Source organism: Exiguobacterium sp. UBA3491 (assembly GCF_002377745.1).
Taxonomy (GTDB): domain Bacteria; phylum Bacillota; class Bacilli; order Exiguobacteriales; family Exiguobacteriaceae; genus Exiguobacterium_A.
Map to the genome: position 1 here is coordinate 1 of NZ_DFQK01000026.1, position 16,738 is coordinate 16,738.

General features: G+C 46.6%; 18 protein-coding genes and 1 riboswitch. Of the genes, 8 read left to right on the forward strand and 10 right to left on the reverse strand.

The window, feature by feature from the left end; translation table 11 throughout:
- Nucleotides 1-46: 46 nt before the first annotated feature.
- Genes B4F99_RS09490 through B4F99_RS09500 form a run of 3 tightly spaced genes read right to left on the reverse strand, consistent with a single transcriptional unit; the run spans nucleotide 47 to nucleotide 1,095 of the window.
- Complete coding sequence (locus tag B4F99_RS09490; protein ID WP_035412200.1) at nucleotides 47-310, reverse strand: hypothetical protein; 264 nt, start codon at nucleotides 308-310, stop codon at nucleotides 47-49.
- A gap of 19 nt (nucleotides 311-329) precedes the next feature.
- Entirely contained in the window at nucleotides 330-830 is a 501-nt protein-coding gene (locus B4F99_RS09495) for a hypothetical protein (protein ID WP_035412198.1), read from the reverse strand.
- The gene (locus B4F99_RS09500) at nucleotides 820-1,095 is read right to left on the reverse strand and encodes a 4a-hydroxytetrahydrobiopterin dehydratase (RefSeq protein WP_035412195.1); all 276 of its coding nucleotides are present in this window, start codon (nucleotides 1,093-1,095) and stop codon (nucleotides 820-822) included. Before B4F99_RS09500 ends, B4F99_RS09495 begins: the two co-directional genes overlap by 11 nt.
- A 162-nt stretch (nucleotides 1,096-1,257) precedes the next feature.
- On the opposite strand from B4F99_RS09500, the gene B4F99_RS09505 reads away from it, so the two are divergent.
- A complete protein-coding gene (locus B4F99_RS09505) occupies nucleotides 1,258-1,791 on the forward strand; it encodes a cysteine hydrolase family protein (RefSeq protein ID WP_035412192.1) in 534 nt (177 codons plus the stop codon).
- A gap of 17 nt (nucleotides 1,792-1,808) precedes the next feature.
- A complete protein-coding gene (locus tag B4F99_RS09510) occupies nucleotides 1,809-3,260 on the forward strand; it encodes a nicotinate phosphoribosyltransferase (RefSeq protein ID WP_214856625.1) in 1,452 nt (483 codons plus the stop codon).
- A 51-nt stretch (nucleotides 3,261-3,311) separates the two neighbouring features.
- Here B4F99_RS09510 and B4F99_RS09515 read toward each other — a convergent pair whose 3' ends face one another.
- Nucleotides 3,312-3,638, reverse strand: coding sequence for a hypothetical protein (locus B4F99_RS09515; RefSeq protein WP_029342848.1), 327 nt, complete (start codon nucleotides 3,636-3,638; stop codon nucleotides 3,312-3,314).
- A 141-nt stretch (nucleotides 3,639-3,779) separates the two neighbouring features.
- On the opposite strand from B4F99_RS09515, the gene B4F99_RS09520 reads away from it, so the two are divergent.
- Complete coding sequence (locus B4F99_RS09520; RefSeq protein WP_035412187.1) at nucleotides 3,780-4,271, forward strand: YwpF family protein; 492 nt, start codon at nucleotides 3,780-3,782, stop codon at nucleotides 4,269-4,271.
- Here the strand turns inward: B4F99_RS09520 and B4F99_RS09525 are convergent.
- Together B4F99_RS09525 and B4F99_RS09530 are read right to left on the reverse strand one after the other, a co-directional pair.
- A complete protein-coding gene (locus B4F99_RS09525) occupies nucleotides 4,268-4,858 on the reverse strand; it encodes a histidine phosphatase family protein (RefSeq protein ID WP_035412184.1) in 591 nt (196 codons plus the stop codon). The two genes, B4F99_RS09520 and B4F99_RS09525, sit on opposite strands and share 4 nt — an antisense overlap.
- Before the next feature lie 17 nt (nucleotides 4,859-4,875).
- Nucleotides 4,876-5,865: an alpha/beta hydrolase gene (locus tag B4F99_RS09530; RefSeq protein ID WP_214856627.1), complete on the reverse strand. Its 990-nt coding sequence runs from the start codon at nucleotides 5,863-5,865 to the stop codon at nucleotides 4,876-4,878.
- 169 nt (nucleotides 5,866-6,034) lie between these two features.
- Here B4F99_RS09530 and B4F99_RS09535 point away from each other — a divergent pair, with 169 nt between their 5' ends.
- Together B4F99_RS09535 and B4F99_RS09540 are read left to right on the forward strand one after the other, a co-directional pair.
- Nucleotides 6,035-7,003 carry a metal ABC transporter solute-binding protein, Zn/Mn family gene (locus B4F99_RS09535; protein WP_290757297.1) on the forward strand — a complete coding sequence of 323 codons (969 nt, stop codon included), beginning with the start codon at nucleotides 6,035-6,037 and terminating at the stop codon, nucleotides 7,001-7,003.
- Between the two features lie 69 nt (nucleotides 7,004-7,072).
- Nucleotides 7,073-7,177: riboswitch (SAM riboswitch) on the forward strand.
- Between the two features lie 81 nt (nucleotides 7,178-7,258).
- Nucleotides 7,259-8,569: a Na+/H+ antiporter NhaC family protein gene (locus B4F99_RS09540; RefSeq protein ID WP_290757300.1), complete on the forward strand. Its 1,311-nt coding sequence runs from the start codon at nucleotides 7,259-7,261 to the stop codon at nucleotides 8,567-8,569.
- Between the two features lie 39 nt (nucleotides 8,570-8,608).
- On the opposite strand, the gene B4F99_RS09545 is transcribed toward B4F99_RS09540, so the two are convergent.
- Complete coding sequence (locus B4F99_RS09545) at nucleotides 8,609-8,812, reverse strand: hypothetical protein (RefSeq protein ID WP_035412176.1); 204 nt, start codon at nucleotides 8,810-8,812, stop codon at nucleotides 8,609-8,611.
- A 159-nt stretch (nucleotides 8,813-8,971) separates the two neighbouring features.
- Here B4F99_RS09545 and B4F99_RS09550 point away from each other — a divergent pair, with 159 nt between their 5' ends.
- Nucleotides 8,972-9,784, forward strand: coding sequence for an aldo/keto reductase (locus B4F99_RS09550; RefSeq protein ID WP_050678472.1), 813 nt, complete (start codon nucleotides 8,972-8,974; stop codon nucleotides 9,782-9,784).
- A gap of 122 nt (nucleotides 9,785-9,906) precedes the next feature.
- Here the strand turns inward: B4F99_RS09550 and B4F99_RS09555 are convergent, their stop codons facing one another.
- The 3 genes from B4F99_RS09555 to B4F99_RS09565 form a co-directional block, all read right to left on the reverse strand.
- Nucleotides 9,907-10,368 (reverse strand): YfbM family protein, encoded by a 462-nt coding sequence (locus tag B4F99_RS09555; protein ID WP_214856632.1) that lies wholly within the window; start codon nucleotides 10,366-10,368, stop codon nucleotides 9,907-9,909.
- Nucleotides 10,369-10,454: 86 nt separating this feature from the next.
- Entirely contained in the window at nucleotides 10,455-11,900 is a 1,446-nt protein-coding gene (locus B4F99_RS09560) for an alanine/glycine:cation symporter family protein (protein WP_214856633.1), read from the reverse strand.
- Between the two features lie 181 nt (nucleotides 11,901-12,081).
- Nucleotides 12,082-14,535 (reverse strand): CoA-disulfide reductase, encoded by a 2,454-nt coding sequence (locus tag B4F99_RS09565; RefSeq protein WP_290757305.1) that lies wholly within the window; start codon nucleotides 14,533-14,535, stop codon nucleotides 12,082-12,084.
- Nucleotides 14,536-14,736: 201 nt separating this feature from the next.
- Here B4F99_RS09565 and B4F99_RS09570 point away from each other — a divergent pair, with 201 nt between their 5' ends.
- Both B4F99_RS09570 and B4F99_RS09575 read left to right on the forward strand, forming a co-directional pair.
- A complete protein-coding gene (locus tag B4F99_RS09570; protein ID WP_023469644.1) occupies nucleotides 14,737-15,264 on the forward strand; it encodes a YbjN domain-containing protein in 528 nt (175 codons plus the stop codon).
- A gap of 152 nt (nucleotides 15,265-15,416) precedes the next feature.
- Complete coding sequence (locus B4F99_RS09575) at nucleotides 15,417-16,592, forward strand: hypothetical protein (RefSeq protein ID WP_290757308.1); 1,176 nt, start codon at nucleotides 15,417-15,419, stop codon at nucleotides 16,590-16,592.
- The last annotated feature ends 146 nt before the right edge of the window (nucleotides 16,593-16,738 follow it).

Consider the following 16,738-nt stretch of genomic DNA (forward strand, 5'->3'; position numbering starts at 1 on the left):
TCCAACTTTTATGGGGCAGTTCAATATGCGTAAGTCCTTTTTTTGATTATTTGCGTAGAACTTCTGCCAAGTCCTTCACATCATCAATCAAGTTATGGATCGTCTCCTGATTATCCGTATAAAGTGCTTTTAATTCCTCAAAGCGTCCTTTCGGATCTTGTTTGACAGCAGACAATTGTGTTCCTGCGCCACTGAATGTTCGTTTCACTGCCGTGAACTGCGCTTGACGCGTATCTTTATGCAGTAGTGATAAAGTAGCGCCGACAAGTGCGCCACCAAGTGTTGCTACGACAAAATAGTTCTTCTTCATCTGTTAGTCCCCCTGCATCTCACTCATTTGTTGGTGGTACGATTTGATACCGTTTCATGACGGGAGAAGGCGCGAACGACTTCCCTGCCTCTTCAGCATACTGGTCTACCGTGAGACGTTCAACTGATTTTGCATAACGAGCCCCGTCGCTTGTCTCATGGAACTGAATCAATAAGACGAGATCTGTCCCCTTCTCGACACGTCCAATCCGAAAAGCCTGGAAGCCACCATATTCTGCTCCAATGACTTTTGGATTCGACATCACTTGATGTACGAATAAATCTCCGCTATTTTGATCTGCCGGAATCGACCAGTAGAAGAGACTGCCTTCATCCGAAAAATTTCCACGTGATTCGAGCAACGTGTAGGTATTGCCACTTTGAAAAGGTGATTTCGAGTCCGTCTCTATCCAGAGGATAGCGTCACCGCTCCCGCTAGCAACACGAATATGAGCATCCCGAGAACGAATTTGTTCAACAAACGAACCGCTACCGAATGTGATCGAAAGTTTAGATGGCATCACAGGCCTCCGCAAGTTGAAAGTCTTTTTCCGTCAATCCATTTTCATCATGAGTCGTCGCCGCAAGTGTGACGTTTTTATAGTCAATTACGATCCGTGGATGATGATTCAAGTTTTCGGCGATACTCCCGACTTCCTGTACGAAATCCAGTGCAGCAGGAAACGATGGAAGTGTATACGTTCGGACGATTTCATCATCGACGATACTCCAATCCTGCAATCGTTCAAGACGCTCTTCCACTTCATACTCATTCAACCTAGCCATCCCTTTCTCCTCCTCTACTATCATTTTCGTCCTATACTTTATACCCCATTCTATTACTTCTCTATACCTGTTTGTATCCGATTTCTTCCTTTCGCCTTCTATGTGAGATAGAGTACAATGTGAAAGAGAACACTAATTCAAAACCGAAAGGGGCTCACGCACATGCGCGCTCTGATTGTCATTGATTACACGATCGACTTCGTTGCTGACGAAGGGAAGCTGACTTGTGGAAAACCAGGACAGGCGATTGAAGACCGGATCGCTACATTGATGGAGGAATTTTCAACAGAGGACTACGTCGTCATTGCCAACGATATTCATGAGGAAGGTGATACGTTCCATCCGGAAACTGTCCTTTTCCCGCCGCATAATATTCGCGGAACACATGGACGTGATTTGTTTGGGAAAGTCGCAGCCATGGCACGTGTCGCTGATCACATCATTGATAAGACGCGTTACAGTGCGTTCGCCGGGACGGACCTTGATTTACGCTTGCGTGAACGTGGTATCCGCGAAGTCCACCTCGTTGGCGTCTGTACGGACATCTGTGTCCTTCATACAGCTGTTGATGCCTACAATCTCGGATATCATATCGTCGTCCATGCCGATGCGGTCGCAAGCTTTAACGCGACGGGTCACGACTGGGCGCTTACACACTTTAAACAATCGATCGGCGCAGAAGTCGTCGGCGAATAAGAAGGGATTTGTCCGTTATGTTACAACGTAATCTTGCACTCCATACCGATCTATACTTACCACGGTGGATGTATATCTACTGGAAAGAAGGACGTCACAATGAACGTGCCGTCTTCGATGTCTACTACCGTTCGAATCCGTTTGCAGGAGGGTATGTCGTCTTTGCGGGTCTTGAGAACATCATCGAGTACATTCAAACACTCCGTTTCACGGAAGAAGACATCACGTACTTGCAAGAGATGATCGGCTTCCCAGATGAATTCAAGGATGAACTGCGTCAATTCAAGTTCAACGGTTCGATTTCCAGTGTCAAAGAAGGTGAGATCGTCTTCCCGAACGAACCATTGATTCGGATCGAGGCACGAATTTTTGAAGCGAAACTCTTACAGACCGCAATTTTGAACATCGCGAACCATGAATCACTCATCGCGACGAAGTACGCACGCATTCGTCAATCGGCACCCCGTGCGAAGTTTCTTGAAGCCGGTGCCCGACGTGCGCAAGGCATCGATGCTGCTTACTTCGGAACGCGTGCTTCGTACCTCGCTGGTTTTGACGTCACAAGTCTTGCTTCAGCAGGACGCGATTTCGGAATCCCATGTGGCGGAACGATGGAACATGCCGACATTCAATTCCATGATGATGAACTAACAGCATTCCGGACATTTGCTTCTCACTATCCGGATCAAACGACGTTACTTGTCGATACGTATGACACACTCAAGAGTGGTCTGCCGAATGCCATTACGGTCGCAAAGGAACTCCAAGCCAAAGGACATAAACTGCGCGGAATCCGGATCGATTCTGGTGACTTATCTTATTTGTCAAAACGTGCTCGTAACATGCTTGACGAAGCCGGCTTCCCAGAAGTCGACATCGTCTTGTCAGGGGATCTCGATGAGTACGTCATCCAAGATTTGCGCATCCAAGGCGCCCAAGCGAATACGTTCCTCGTCGGAACACGTGGTATTACAGCTTACGAGCAACCCGCTCTCGGAATGGTCTATAAACTGGTCGCACGTGAAGTAGACGGCGAACTCACGCCTGTCATCAAAGTGTCCTCGTCAAAAGCCAAGACGACGACACCACACATCAAGGAAGTCTATCGCATCATCGATCCGGTGACGGATAAGTTTAAAGGGGATTACGTGACGTTGATGGATGAGGATCCATCGACACTTGAAGCCGTCGATCTCATCGACGTCCGGGACCCATCGTTCCGTAACCGTGTAGAGCAGTTCAAGGTCGAACGCTTGCTTGAACCGATCTTCAAAGATGGAGAGCTAATTTATACAGTTCCAACGATTGAAGAGATCCGTCACTTCCATGAAACGCAGATTGGTCGTCTTTGGGAGGAGTACAAACGTCTCCGTTTGCCAGAGATTTATGCCGTCACATTCAGTGACCGTCTCTGGAAACTCAAACTCGACATGATTCGGGAAACACGACTCGCGAGTGGTTTAAAATAAGACGCACAAACAAGCGCCGTTCTTCCTCTCTCAGGATGAACGGCGCTTTTCTCATGTTAATCCTGCTTCGTTTCCGACAGGTGTCATTTCTGTTGGCGCTTGTTCCATCTTCTTACGAAAGTACCACGCGAAACCAAGCGCACCTCCGATGAAGACGATATACGTTATGCGTTGACCGAATTCTGCTAAGGAATCCGCGTAAAAAATACTGATTAAATGATCACTTCCACTAATGAGTAGCAAACAGGCAATCAGGAGCGCAATGCGATATGCAAGCGTCGGGCGGTCTGTCGGTTCAGCATGCCAATACATGATGATATGGTGGGCAAGTAAGACAATACCCAGGATTCCTAATATTCCAATGAGTACTTGCGGCATAATGAACGATCCTCCTGTTAGTAATATCTAGTCTTATTTAAACATAGTTCACACGAATTTCGTCAGGAAAAGTTTCCCGTCCCACATTCCTCACGGTATACTGTAGAAAAATCGTAAGCGATCAAGGGAGGGCATTTTTTCATGAAAACCTTTAAATTATGCACATTGCGCATTTTAATGGACGAGTCAGGACGTGATACGACGATTCCCGTCGCCATTCAAGATGGACTAACGGTCAGTACCGAACAAACGGCACAATGGGTCGCAGAAATCGTCGTTCCTTCGAGCGATCAGCCGATCGTCGATGAATTGTTCACAAAACATTTACGTGCTTTGATTGAAATCACGATCTCACGACCCGATAATGACCCTGCCGCGATGATCGTCACGCCTCTTGAACGGACTGCCTTAAGCGAACACGTCTCCTATGTCTTCACTGGTAAGATGGTCATGATGAAGAATGATTTATCCGAATCGATCTTACGTGAAGTCGTCGAGGATGGATTCGCTGGTGAGGAACTCGTCCAAGAATACAAGGATCGTCGTTCAAAACGCGGTGCACATATCACGAGTATCGCTAAAGAAACATTTAAACAGTATCTAGCAGAACATCCAGAAACACCGATTTCTTAAGGTTTTTCGACTTCGTCCGTGATGTGATCCGCTACATTGATTCGATCAATCGTATAGTGGTCCGTATATTGGATATAATTCGCACATGCATTTTTCAAAGGTGTCCGGTAACTGAATGTCTCATCAATCGACGATAAGGCTGCTTTGATCGTATGCGAGTGACAGACGATTAAGATTCGTTTCCCCTCATACGTTCGTGTCACTTCCTGTAATGCTTCGAATACGCGATCCTGAATCGCTTGTTCCGTTTCAAGACCTGGAACACGTTTCGTATCGTTCGCTTGAACAGCTTCATAAATCGACGCAACCGGTTCACCGGAAGCGGCACCAAATTCACGCTCGACGAGTCGATCATCGGTCGCTGTGATCGTCAATCCGACCGCACGTCCGATGATTTCAGCTGTTTCAACAGCGCGGGACAACGGACTTGCTAGCAAGACATCCCACTTTTCATTGGCTAGATAAGCGGCGCTGAGTTCCGCTTGTCTTTTTCCTGTTGCATTCAACGGGATATCTTCTCTTCCTTGGATTCGCTCATTTAAGTTCCAATCCGTCTGACCATGTCGCACTAAACAAATTTCAGTCATGTCTCTGTCTCCTTCATTCAAGAAATATGACTGATTGTATCATGTTTTTCATCGGGAAGTTGTCGCGGTGGCAATAACAACACCTGACAAGTGAAGCGTTCAATTCGTTCGAGAAGTCGTTCAATTTTCAATGGATTTTCGGTCTGTGCAAAACTAGCAAGTGAGTGGGTACCGTTCGGAAAAGAAAACAAACGGACATCAGCTCCGACATCGGCTCCTTTTTCAACGAAGTGAAGAGCTTGGGAAAACGGAACGATTGGATCTTTTTTGCCATGCAGGAGCATGATCGGTGGGGCGTCTGACGAGAGATGCGTCACAGGTGAAACGTGGGTCATGAGCTTGCGCCATTCTTCCCGTCCACCTTTATAAAACTTAATGTGAGCGATCCAGGTCTGAATGAAAGTAAACAATAAAAAATTCGTCGGTGGATATAAGGCAATGACACCACTAATCAATGGCATGTGTCGTTCATCTCGCTCACCAACGAAAGCAGATGGGGCAAGTGCCGTCGTCAGCATGAGTGCAGCTCCGGCTGAGTCTCCCCATACCATCATCCGTCCTCTTAAAATGCGAAGATCTTCTGCTTCTTTGTTCAAAAAGCATAAGGCATCCCGTACATCTTCGAGATTATCCGGAAAATAACTGCCTTCTTCAAACAGACGATAATCGATACTACAAACAGCAACCCCAAGTTCAAGCAGGCGATCAACGATCGGGCTAAAACAGAACAGATCCTCGCGCTCTCCACGAACGAATGCGCCACCGTGCGCGTAGATCGCGACCGGAAACGGTCCTTCCCCCGGCGGATAATAGAGATCGAGTTGTAAGGTACGGTCTCCCACTTGTTTGTAAGTGAGTGTCCGCGATGCGAGTTGTTTTTCTGTGATTGGCAAGGCGGGTTCAGTCCATCGAAGTAATGCACCGTAATTGTTCCAGATACTTGCTCCCGCAGCTGCCGTCGTTAGTAGTGCAGCTCCCCCCATTAGCCATGCAGTTTCACGTTTCACTTGATCACCTCCAAAAGACGTACCAATTCCTTCACTTTATTATCCTTTTACCCCGTTTTAAAAGAAGTCGAACGTCTCGGTATTCGTACTTGACGCTTCTCAAACGTTCCGCTATAGTGAAAAAGTCCAAATCGGAATAATTACGTTTTAATAACGGAGGTAACATATAATGAAAAAAATCATTCCTGCTTTAACGGTCGCATTCGCGAGCGCAAGTATCCTCGCAGCTTGTGGATCAAACACCGATTCATCGACTTCAGATGATAAAAAGACGGAAATCTATACATCGACGTTCGCAACAGCTGCCATTGCCCGTGAAATCGGTGGTAATCAAGTCAACGTCAAGATGATCGTCCCACCTGGAGCAGATCCGCACTCCTATGAACCGACGTCAAAGCAACTCACTGAGATTGCCAAAGGTGACCTTTTCCTTTTGACGGGTACGACACTTGAACCCTATTCAAAAAAAATCCAAGAGAGTCTAAAAGGCACGGACGTCCGGTTCATCGAGACGAGTAAGGATGGCACTTTGCTGGAATCGGATGCTACGCTTCACGCACATGAAGAAGAGGGACATACAGAAGATGAGCAGGCGCACGAAGAGGAAGGACACGATCATGGAAAATACGATCCACACGTCTGGCTTGATCCTGTCAACGCCAAAGCAATGGCACGTTCTATCACAGTCGCCTTATCAAAAGAAGTACCAAAAGACAAAGCAACATTCGAAAAAAACCTGAAAGCGTTCGATCAGCAGGCTGACGCACTCGATAAAGAGTTCAAGCAAGCCGTCGCTGACGGATCAAAAAAAGAACTTCTCGTCACACATGCAGCTTACGGTTACCTCGCCGAACGATATGGTTTCACGCAGCTTCCAATCGCCGGAATTTCCCCTTCCGATGAACCCTCACAAAAGCAACTGGCTGCTTTAGTGAAAGAAGCGCGGATGCATGATTTGAAATACGTCGCGTTCGAAGAAACGGTTTCACCAAAGGTTGCGCGTGTCATCCAAAAAGAAATCGGAGCTAAATCCGTGACGATCCATAACCTCGAGTCGGTGACGAAATCGCAGCAAAACAGCTCGTATTTTAAGTTGATGGAAGAAAACGTCCAGACGTTAGAACAGGCACTTCAGTAAAGTACAGTTGACACGCGTTACTCAATGCGGTACGGTAAGAAACGTGTTTTACAACAATTGAATGACTTCTTTTTATCGCGAGAAACGGAGGGACTGGCCCAATGATGTTTCGGCAGCGGACGATTTGATTCGTACTGTGCCAAATCCAGCAAGCGAAAGCTTGAGAGATAAGAAGAGCGTCTTTATTTCATAAAGACCTCCTTCTTTCTTGCGAAGGGGTCTTTTTTTGTATCTTTGAGAAACGAGGTGTCAACAATGAATGAAATGATCACGCCTAACAAATGGGCACTGCTTCCCCTCGTCGTATTTCTGGTCCTCTTCATCGGAGCCGGCATCTTCTATGACGACTTTTACAAATTCCCGATTCTTATCGCTGCTTTGATCGCGCTGATCTTTGCTGCAATCACGACGAAAGGATCGATTAATCAAACGGTTGAACGAATCGCAACCGGTGCCGGAAATCCCGATATCATGATTATGGTCTTCATCTTCTTATTAGCCGGTACGTTCTCTGGAACGGCAGAAGCAATCGGCGCCATTGATGCGACCGTCAATGCTGCCTTAACGTTCCTACCTCCGTCACTCCTGATGAGCGGTCTGTTCGTCATCGCTGCCTTCATCTCGATGGCAATGGGAACTTCGACTGGAACGATTGCTGCACTCGCACCGATCGCCTTCGGTATTCATGAAGCAACAGGCATCAACGTCGCAATCGCAGCAGCGTCAGTCGTTGGGGGTTCGATGTTCGGCGATAACTTGTCGTTCATCTCAGATACGACGATCGCTGCCGTTCGAACGCAAAAAACGAACATGCGTGATAAATTCCGGACGAACTTCATGATCGTTCTCCCGGCTGCCATCTTGACGGTCATCTTACTCGCATTCGTTTCTGGTTCTGGCGATGCGGTAACGGCTAAAGCATTCGAGTTCTACAAATTGATTCCATATCTCGCCGTCATCGTCCTTGCACTATTTGGTGTTAACGTCATCCTCGTTCTCGTCGGTGGTACATTGCTCACTGGCATCATCGGTATGATTGACGGTAGCTTCGGTTTAAGTGGGTTCGTCCTTTCGATGTCAAAAGGAATGATGGGCATGGCAGAGATTTCAATCTTGACGCTCCTCATGGGTGGTCTCGTCAGTTTGATTACGTTCAACGGTGGAATCGCCTACTTGAAGGAGACGTTGACGCGCAAGATTTCACAGCGTCGCGGTGCCGAATTCAGTATGGCGGCACTCGTCAGTGCAACGAACCTCGCAACGGCGAACAATACGATCTCGATTCTTGTCGCTGGACCACTCGCGGCTGAAATCGCCGATACGTATGAAATCGATCGCAAGAAATCAGCGAGTATTCTTGATATCTTCTCTTGTGGGATTCAAGGTATCATTCCGTATGGGGCACAACTCTTGATCGCAGCAGAGTTGACGAAGACGGCTTCACCGGAACTGATTCCGTATCTGTTCTATCCGTTCCTGCTCTTCGTCTGTGGATCGATTGCCATCATCTTTGGTTTCCCACGTCCGAAGAAATCAGTTGCTCAACAGGAAAAAATCTCTTCTTAACCAACGACAGGTCCGATCATGGTGATCGGACCTGTTTCATTATTTTTTCTGCTTCGCTTGTCGTTCTAAAATCAAATACGCGATTGCTGGAAGTGGAAACTGAAGGAGTCCCGCGCCTCCCCATACCCACGGGTTACGTCCTGATTTTCGTGCACTGAAAAATAGGCTAACTGCTTGCGTGACCAACAAGGCACTAATACTAAGCCAAGCTCCCTTTGATAGCTTTTTATTCTTTTGAGCCATCCTTTCTCCCCCTCTTTCTGACATACGGTCAGATGTGATGAATTCTCTTTTATTTTAACCCATTCTATTCCTCCATGAGCATGGAAACGGACGGTTTCGTTCGTTCGTGCTAAACTAAACGAGCAAATCTAAACTACGTTTTATGAGGAGGAGTAACACATGCAATACGCAAAACTTTCAAACGGTATTACGATTCCCCAAATCGGATTCGGTGTCTGGCAAGTAGACGAAGAAACAGAAGCACCCGCTGCTGTTGCTGAAGCACTACGTGTCGGCTATCGTCATATCGATACAGCTGCTGTCTATAAAAACGAGCGCGGTGTCGCAAAAGGAATCAAAGAAAGCGGCGTGAAACGTGAGGATCTCTTCTTAACGTCAAAAGTCTGGAACGATGATATTCGTGCCGGTCGGACGAAGGAAGCATTCGCAGAATCGCTCGAACGTCTCGAAACAGACTACCTTGATCTCTACCTGATCCACTGGCCAGTCGAAGGCTATATCGAAGCGTGGAAAGCAATGGTTGAACTGTATGAAGCAGGCAAGATCAAAGCGATCGGTGTCTCGAACTTCAAGGAACATCACCTCGATACATTGGCAGAAGAGGGCTTGATGGCACCAATGATCAACCAAGTCGAATTGCATCCACAATTGCCGCAACACGAACTGCACGAATACTTGCAAGATCACAACATCCAAGTCGAAGCATGGAGTCCACTCATGCAAGGGAAATTCCTCGAAATCAACGATTTCAAGGAAATCGCAGAGAAGCATGGTAAGACACCTTCACAAGTCGTCTTGCGCTGGCACCTCGACAACGGTATCGTTGCTCTTCCAAAATCCGTCACACCAGAACGCATTGCAGAAAACTTCGACGTCTTTGATTTCCAACTCGATGCCGATGATCTTGAGAAAATTGATCGTCTAGCAACGGATGTCCGCCTCGGACCGGATCCAGACGAAATCGATTTTTAATCTAAAAATTATTGTAAAAAGAGTGATTTCCATGTGAAGTCATCTTGATTTAGATGAACGACAAGAGACCCGTTTCCAGTCGACGACTTGGAAGCGGGTCTCTTTTTTATAGATGGTACTAGTCATACGTAATAAATCAAAATCGTATCTTCCGCTTCTTCTGCCTTTTGAAAATAGGCACGCAGATCGGCGAACTGCTCCCAGACATATTCGAATTCGCCCGGTATTCCAGCTTCATCATGAATCGAAGCGAGTGCCCGTTGATCGAAGTTTCGCATCACTTCAGCGGAAATGATCAAAAGCGGTAAAGGAAGAATCCCGACGATTGCCGCTTTTTCCTCATTGACGATCAACTCTTCACCAATGATCGCTCGCCCTAGATTATAGTGCGTGTCCTGATCAATATAGATATCGATTTGATTCATCAAATGGTAGATGGCATTCGTTTGTTCGAGGGCAAACAATTGTTCATGGTCGGGTTGTGTCTCATGAATGAATAATATCCAGTCCATGATAATGTGGGGATCGTTTCCGAACGACTCCCAGACCGCATCCGTGACGCGAACGAAATGTACGTTTTCCATTCTCCCCCTCCCTTCTGTACTCTGTATTCCCTTTTTAAATTCGTTCTATACAAAAAAAAGAGCCAGATTTCTCTGACTCCCTTTTCTTAGATCGCTTTTTCGTCTTCTTCTGACCCATGCCATGCTTCAAGCGTATGTTTTCCTGGCAAGTTCGGAATCGAGTCCGCATAGAAACGCGGCTCTTTTCCTGCTTTTCGTTGTGTCGCGTAATCATCGAGCGCAAGCTTCGCGATTTTTGCGAGACGGAAAATCGCATATAGATTAACGATTGCCATCAGTCCCATACAGATGTCCGCTAAAGCCCACACGAGACTAGCCGACTCGACAAGTGAACCGAAGACGATCATGACGAGGACGAGTGCACGGTATGCCATCATGACCTGTTTATTGTCACGGATGAACGTGATGTTCGATTCACCGTAATAGTAGTTTCCAACGACAGAACTAAAGGCAAAGAGGAAGATGGCAAGTGCCATGAATCCTGTCGCAAGTGATCCAACTTGCGACGCAAGTGCCCCTTGCGCTAAATCAATACCGGCTAAGGCATCTCCATTCGCATCTTTTGTCGGAACACCACTGACGAGAACAATCATCGCTGTCGCCGAACAGACCATCAACGTATCAACGAAGACCGCGAATGATTGAATCAAGCCTTGTTTGACCGGGTGGGAGACTTCAGCCGTTGCTGCTGCGTTCGGTGCCGAACCCATACCGGCCTCGTTCGAGAACAAACCACGGCGAATCCCGTTCAAGAGTGCTGCACCTACTGCACCACCTGCGAGTGTCTTGAATTCGAATAGACCTTCTTGGAAGATCAATTTAAAAATACTTGGCAGTACTTCAAGATTCGTCGCCATGATATAGAGCGCGATCAGGATATAACCACCGGCCATGATCGGTACGAGGAACGACGCGACGGTTGCAATGCTACGGACGCCACCAAAGATGACGAGTGCCGTCAGCACGACCAGTCCGACCGTAATCCATGTCTTATCAAAGCCATATTGATTTTGAAGAGAAAGCGAGATCGTATTCGATTGAACGGAATTGAAGACAAATCCGAATGAGATCGTAATCAAGACACTAAATAAGATTCCTAACCAACGTTGACCAAGTGCTTTCTCCATATAATAGGCAGGGCCCCCACGCCACGCCTTATCATCACGCACTTTATAAATTTGAGCGAGTGTACTTTCAACGAATGCCGATGCCGATCCGATCAAGGCGATTAACCACATCCAGAAGACCGCTCCTGGTCCACCGAGTGCGATTGCTGCCGCGACACCTGCGATATTACCAGTACCGACACGTGCTGCCGTACTGATCGCAAATGCTTGGAATGGCGATACGCCATCTTTCCCTTTATCCGTTCCTTGGAACAGTAAGCGTAACATCTCCGGAATCATTCGAAATTGAACGAACCGCATCCGGAATGTAAAATAAATGCCTAGTCCAACGAGTAAAACAATTAATACGTTCGTCCATAAGTAATCATTTGCTCGATTTACTAATTTCATCACTTCTTTTTCCATCGAATCTCCTCACTTTCATTCATCTTTTCTCTCTATTTCTATGTAAGTTTTTTTCACATGTGATTTATCATACGCAATTTTTTTTGAAAAATCAAACTCACTTATAACTCAGAACATAAAAAGCGTGTTAAACCTCACATCAGATGTCAGGTTTAACACGCTCACATAGTTAATTCTTTTATTAGATGAACAGATTCAGGTTAGCACCATCTGTTGCGCCGAGATAACTCGCGACACCACCGTAATCAATGCCGTCGAGGAGTTCTTCTTTCTTAATGCCCATGATATCCATCGACATCGTGCAGGCAATCATACGGACACCCGCCGCTTGCGCTTTTGCCATCATCGTCTCGAGCGCATCGACTTGTTTATCCTTCATGACTTTTTTCATCATTTTTTGACCAGCACCTGCCATATTCATGTTCGAGAGTGGCAGTTCCCCGGCGTGTTTCGGCATCATCATCCCCATCATCCGCTCAATAGCGGCTTTCTCGACGGCAGGAGCATCCGGTTTTCGAATGATGTTCAAGCCCCAGAACGTAAAGAACATCGTCACTTGCTTCCCCATTGCTTGTGCACCTTGTGCGATGACGAAAGATGCAAGTGCTTTATCCAGATCACCACTAAAGACGACCATCGTCGCATCATCTGCCGGATTGACTTGAACCGGTGTTGCAGCAGGTGTCTCCCCTTGCCCTTTTTCAAGCAAGACCTCGACGACCCCTTGATTCATTTCCGCTGAATGGACCGTGTGACCTAGTTTTTTCGCCCATGCTTGAACGTCTGGCAAGAATCCTGGATCTGACGCCTTGACGAAAATTTGCTCGCCGTCCGTCATCTGATCGATTTTTGTTTTCAGCTCTAAGATTGGACCTGGGCACTGTAAACCGCACGTATCGAGCAGCGCCACTTGTTCTGGTGAAGTCTTCGTTGTTGGCTCACGTTTCGTTACCGTCACAGCAGTCTCCTCCTTCGCTTGGCTTCGTGCTTCTTGATCACGATGCACGACCGACCATGTTTTATATCCGCCGCTTAAGTTTTTCACATCATAACCGTGTTGTTGCAACAGTTGACTTGCAACATATCCACGTAATCCGACTTGGCATGTCACATAGATCGTTTGATCCTTCGGCAGATCAGTCAACTTCTCACGTAACGTCGGTAACGAGATATTGACTGATCCCGGAATCGCGCCTAACTCGTTTTCCGATGGTTCACGGACATCGAGTAATAAGCCACCGTTGGCGACGATCGCATCGATTTCGTGCCAATGAACGTTCGCACTGTCACCAAGCACGATGTTCGACGCAATATATCCTGCCATATTGACCGGATCTTTTGCTGAACTATACGGCGGTGCATATGATAGTTCAAGATCTGGTAGATCAAGCACTGTCAATCCACCTTTAATCGCTGTCGCGAGGACATCGATTCGTTTCTCGACACCTGTCATGCCGATTGCCTGCGCTCCGTAGATCGTTCCTTCGATCGGATCAAATAACAGCTTCATCGAAATGGGACTCGCCCCTGGATAGTAACCCGCATGGGATCCCGGATGGAGGTGAATCGCTTCATAACGCATACCGAGCTGACGCAATCGTTTTTCGTTGTTACCGGTAGAAGCGACTGTCAAATCGAAGACTTTCGCTACTGCTGTACCGAGCGTTCCACTGTACCGGACATCACGCCCGGCAATGATGTCGGCGACGAGGCGCCCTTGACGGTTCGCAGGCCATGCGAGCGGTACATGTGTCGCTTCCTTCGTGATAAAATCCTTAACTTCGATCGCGTCACCAATCGCAAAGATCGACGGATCGGATGTCCGCAGTTGATTGTCGACTTGAATCGTCTGTTTGATTCCAAGCGTTAAACCAGCATCTGCTGCGAGCGTGCTCTCCGGTGCGACACCGATTGATAAGATATTCATCTCTGTCTCAATCACGCGTCCACTTGTCAAGACGACACGACGACCTGCTTCTTCAAAACGAGCGACGCCATCTTCTAGAATCAGCTCGACGCCTTTTGCCCGAAGATGTTCATGAACGATTGCTGCCATTTCCGGGTCGATCGGAGCCATGACTTGGTTTGCCATTTCAACGAGGGTAACGTGTGCCCCGCGTTCAACAAGATTCTCTGCCATCTCGAGACCGATGAATCCTCCACCGATGACGACTGCCCGTTCCGGACGCGTCGTATCGACGTATTCTCGCATCCGGTCCGTATCCGGAATGTTCCGTAACGTAAAGACATTTGTTGCATCACTCAGTCCTTTAATGTTCGGACGAATTGGTTTTGCACCTGGAGAAAGAATCAGATGATCGTACGATTCATCGTATTCTTCACCTGTGTCAACGTTACGGATCGTGACAGTCTTCGCTTCACGGTTGATCCGAATCGCTTCCGACAAGTTACGGACGTCTAAATTAAATCGTGCATGCATCCCCTCTGGCGTTTGGACAAGTAATTTATTGCGATCTTTAATGACATCTCCGATATAGTAAGGCAGTCCGCAGTTCGCGAACGAGATCTCTTTTCCGCGCTCGAGCAAAATGATTTCTGCCGTTTCGTCAATCCGGCGTAGTCGTGCCGCTGCCGTTGCGCCACCTGCGACGCCACCTACGATGATCGTTTTCATCTAAATGATTCCTCCTTGAAGTACTATCTGCCACTCAATATACCCTGTTAGGTATGTATTTTCAAGTCAGTTGCTTGCAGCTTCACAGATATGACATATCCCATTCGTTTTGTATTTTCTTCCTATCTGAACGGACATTAGTTGCATTTCCTTCTGAAATGCTTGAAACTAAATCTATAGTATATAAAGGGGGATTTTGCAATGGACCAGGAACGTAACTCGAACGAATCAAACGAGAACAATAAAGTGACACCGATTCACCAAGATCGTCAACCCGAAACAAACGAACAAGGAATCGCGCCACAACAGCAACAACACTTGGAAGCTTTCCAAGCTTTCCTCGTCGAAAAAGGCATTCCAATGGAAGCGCGTGAGAATGAAACACACGTCTTCTTCATGACACAAGAAAAAACACCTGCTGGAGCAGAACCGATGATGATGATTGTCTTCAGTAAGACGACGACAGATGTTGAATTGTTCGCTCGTACAGTGACACACGTACCAGATGGTGTCGAGGATCTTCCGATTCTTAATGCCATTAACGATTTCAACCAAGAGTTCAAATACTTCCGCGTCGTTCTCGATAGCGACCGTGATGTCACGATCGCATCGACAATTGATCTGGATCACGGCTTCAATCCAGCAGCGATCTTCGGACATTCTGTCATGATGTTCCAAGCATCGGACGAAGTCTACACGTATTTGACAAAACTGTATGAACAGTTCTGATTTTTGATTTTGGACGGCTTTGGATTCTTATTCCAAAGCCGTTTTTTATTTAAAGTTCAATTAAAAATATGAATTATTCTCCTTACGTTCAGATTTCTGAAAACATCTACATGATAGAAACTTCTTATCACTTTTTATAGGAGGTCACGATTATGAAAAAGCGCATAAAAGTAGCTTCGATCTTTATGTTAGCTGGCATCTTAGCTGCCTGCGGTTCGAACGCAACCGATACGACTGTACCGAAAAAAGAGCAGTCGACAGAAACGAAATCAGCGGATGCTGGAATAGCTGCAACGACATTGATAGATGAATTGACGATCTACAGCTCGATCAAAGCAGAACTCGACAAAGCGAAAGACGGACAAGCAATGGATTGGAAGATGGTCAAGACGAGTTATGAGGCAAAACTAAAAGGTGGTGTCAAAACGGTAGCACCAGAAATCGACCAAGTCATTCAATCCGCTTTAGTAGATGTTGAAGCGAAGAATCTCGATCAGAACATCGCACGTCAACTCGTCGATAAAGCTCTACAGTCCTATTTCTATCAATTACAAAAGGCAAATCAAGCAAAAGCTGAAGAAGCACTCGTTGCGGGTAAACCGGAAGCTGCAACAGAAGCACTCAAAGATGTCGAAGCAATGGCCAGGACCATTTTCATCCCGACAGCGAAAAAGTGCGACGTAAGCTACGATTTCAAAAACGAAGACACGATTGCTCAAGCAATTACTTCCGGTCTATCTGCCCAGCAAGAAGCCATTGATACTAAAAAAATCGGTGACTTCAATGTCGCGAAACAAGTGACGGATAAATCGATTTATCGTTCGTTCTACTTGGCTGCACTCGATTATGCTCAAAAAATCGAGGATGGTGTCAAAAGCGGGACGGACGAAAAAGAATTACAGGTAGGGCAAGCAGAAGGATATGCTTCCCTCCTTGCAGTTGAAAAATCTTTAGCGGATGGAGACGAAGAGGCTGTCAAAATACTAAAAGAACGTTATGACTTCTCGAAGACAAAGCCAGCTGACGTTTCTTACAAAGAAATCGAGGGATTATTCGCACAAGCGTTGACGGAAAAAGTCGACGAATCTCATGAAGAAACACAAGAAGCAATCGAGAAGAAAGACATCGATACAGCACGGGCAAAAGCAATGGAAACTAACCTATTCATCGTTGCGATGAAACCCACGCTTGAAAACCGTCTCGGTAAAGAAAAAGTAGCGCAAATCACTAAAGATGCGAACGAATGGTTCGCGCTCGTTGAAAAAGGTGACGTCAAAGCCAAAATGATAGGTGAACGGATTACGGACGCACTCAAACCATTTAACTAAGCAAAAATGTTATGAAAACGGAGTGCTAAGGTGAACCTCTTCATGTCTACACCAAGCTTCCGCTTTACGAGTGATGCCCGATACGAATCAGAAGACGTGCAAGCGATTTGTATCAACTAACGATGCCATGATGACATGACTATAAA

What these genes read in the sequence shown, in the direction of transcription:
- B4F99_RS09490 (WP_035412200.1), bottom strand. Translation starts at nt 310, where the DNA reads ATGAAGAAGAACTATTTTGTCGTAGCAACACTTGGTGGCGCACTTGTC.
- B4F99_RS09495 (WP_035412198.1), bottom strand. Translation starts at nt 830, where the DNA reads ATGCCATCTAAACTTTCGATCACATTCGGTAGCGGTTCGTTTGTTGAA.
- B4F99_RS09500 (WP_035412195.1), bottom strand. Translation starts at nt 1,095, where the DNA reads ATGGCTAGGTTGAATGAGTATGAAGTGGAAGAGCGTCTTGAACGATTG.
- B4F99_RS09505 (WP_035412192.1), top strand. Translation starts at nt 1,258, where the DNA reads ATGCGCGCTCTGATTGTCATTGATTACACGATCGACTTCGTTGCTGAC.
- B4F99_RS09510 (WP_214856625.1), top strand. Translation starts at nt 1,809, where the DNA reads ATGTTACAACGTAATCTTGCACTCCATACCGATCTATACTTACCACGG.
- B4F99_RS09515 (WP_029342848.1), bottom strand. Translation starts at nt 3,638, where the DNA reads ATGCCGCAAGTACTCATTGGAATATTAGGAATCCTGGGTATTGTCTTA.
- B4F99_RS09520 (WP_035412187.1), top strand. Translation starts at nt 3,780, where the DNA reads ATGAAAACCTTTAAATTATGCACATTGCGCATTTTAATGGACGAGTCA.
- B4F99_RS09525 (WP_035412184.1), bottom strand. Translation starts at nt 4,858, where the DNA reads ATGACTGAAATTTGTTTAGTGCGACATGGTCAGACGGATTGGAACTTA.
- B4F99_RS09535 (WP_290757297.1), top strand. Translation starts at nt 6,035, where the DNA reads ATGAAAAAAATCATTCCTGCTTTAACGGTCGCATTCGCGAGCGCAAGT.
- B4F99_RS09540 (WP_290757300.1), top strand. Translation starts at nt 7,259, where the DNA reads ATGAATGAAATGATCACGCCTAACAAATGGGCACTGCTTCCCCTCGTC.
- B4F99_RS09545 (WP_035412176.1), bottom strand. Translation starts at nt 8,812, where the DNA reads ATGGCTCAAAAGAATAAAAAGCTATCAAAGGGAGCTTGGCTTAGTATT.
- B4F99_RS09550 (WP_050678472.1), top strand. Translation starts at nt 8,972, where the DNA reads ATGCAATACGCAAAACTTTCAAACGGTATTACGATTCCCCAAATCGGA.
- B4F99_RS09555 (WP_214856632.1), bottom strand. Translation starts at nt 10,368, where the DNA reads ATGGAAAACGTACATTTCGTTCGCGTCACGGATGCGGTCTGGGAGTCG.
- B4F99_RS09560 (WP_214856633.1), bottom strand. Translation starts at nt 11,900, where the DNA reads ATGGAAAAAGAAGTGATGAAATTAGTAAATCGAGCAAATGATTACTTA.
- B4F99_RS09565 (WP_290757305.1), bottom strand. Translation starts at nt 14,535, where the DNA reads ATGAAAACGATCATCGTAGGTGGCGTCGCAGGTGGCGCAACGGCAGCG.
- B4F99_RS09570 (WP_023469644.1), top strand. Translation starts at nt 14,737, where the DNA reads ATGGACCAGGAACGTAACTCGAACGAATCAAACGAGAACAATAAAGTG.
- B4F99_RS09575 (WP_290757308.1), top strand. Translation starts at nt 15,417, where the DNA reads ATGAAAAAGCGCATAAAAGTAGCTTCGATCTTTATGTTAGCTGGCATC.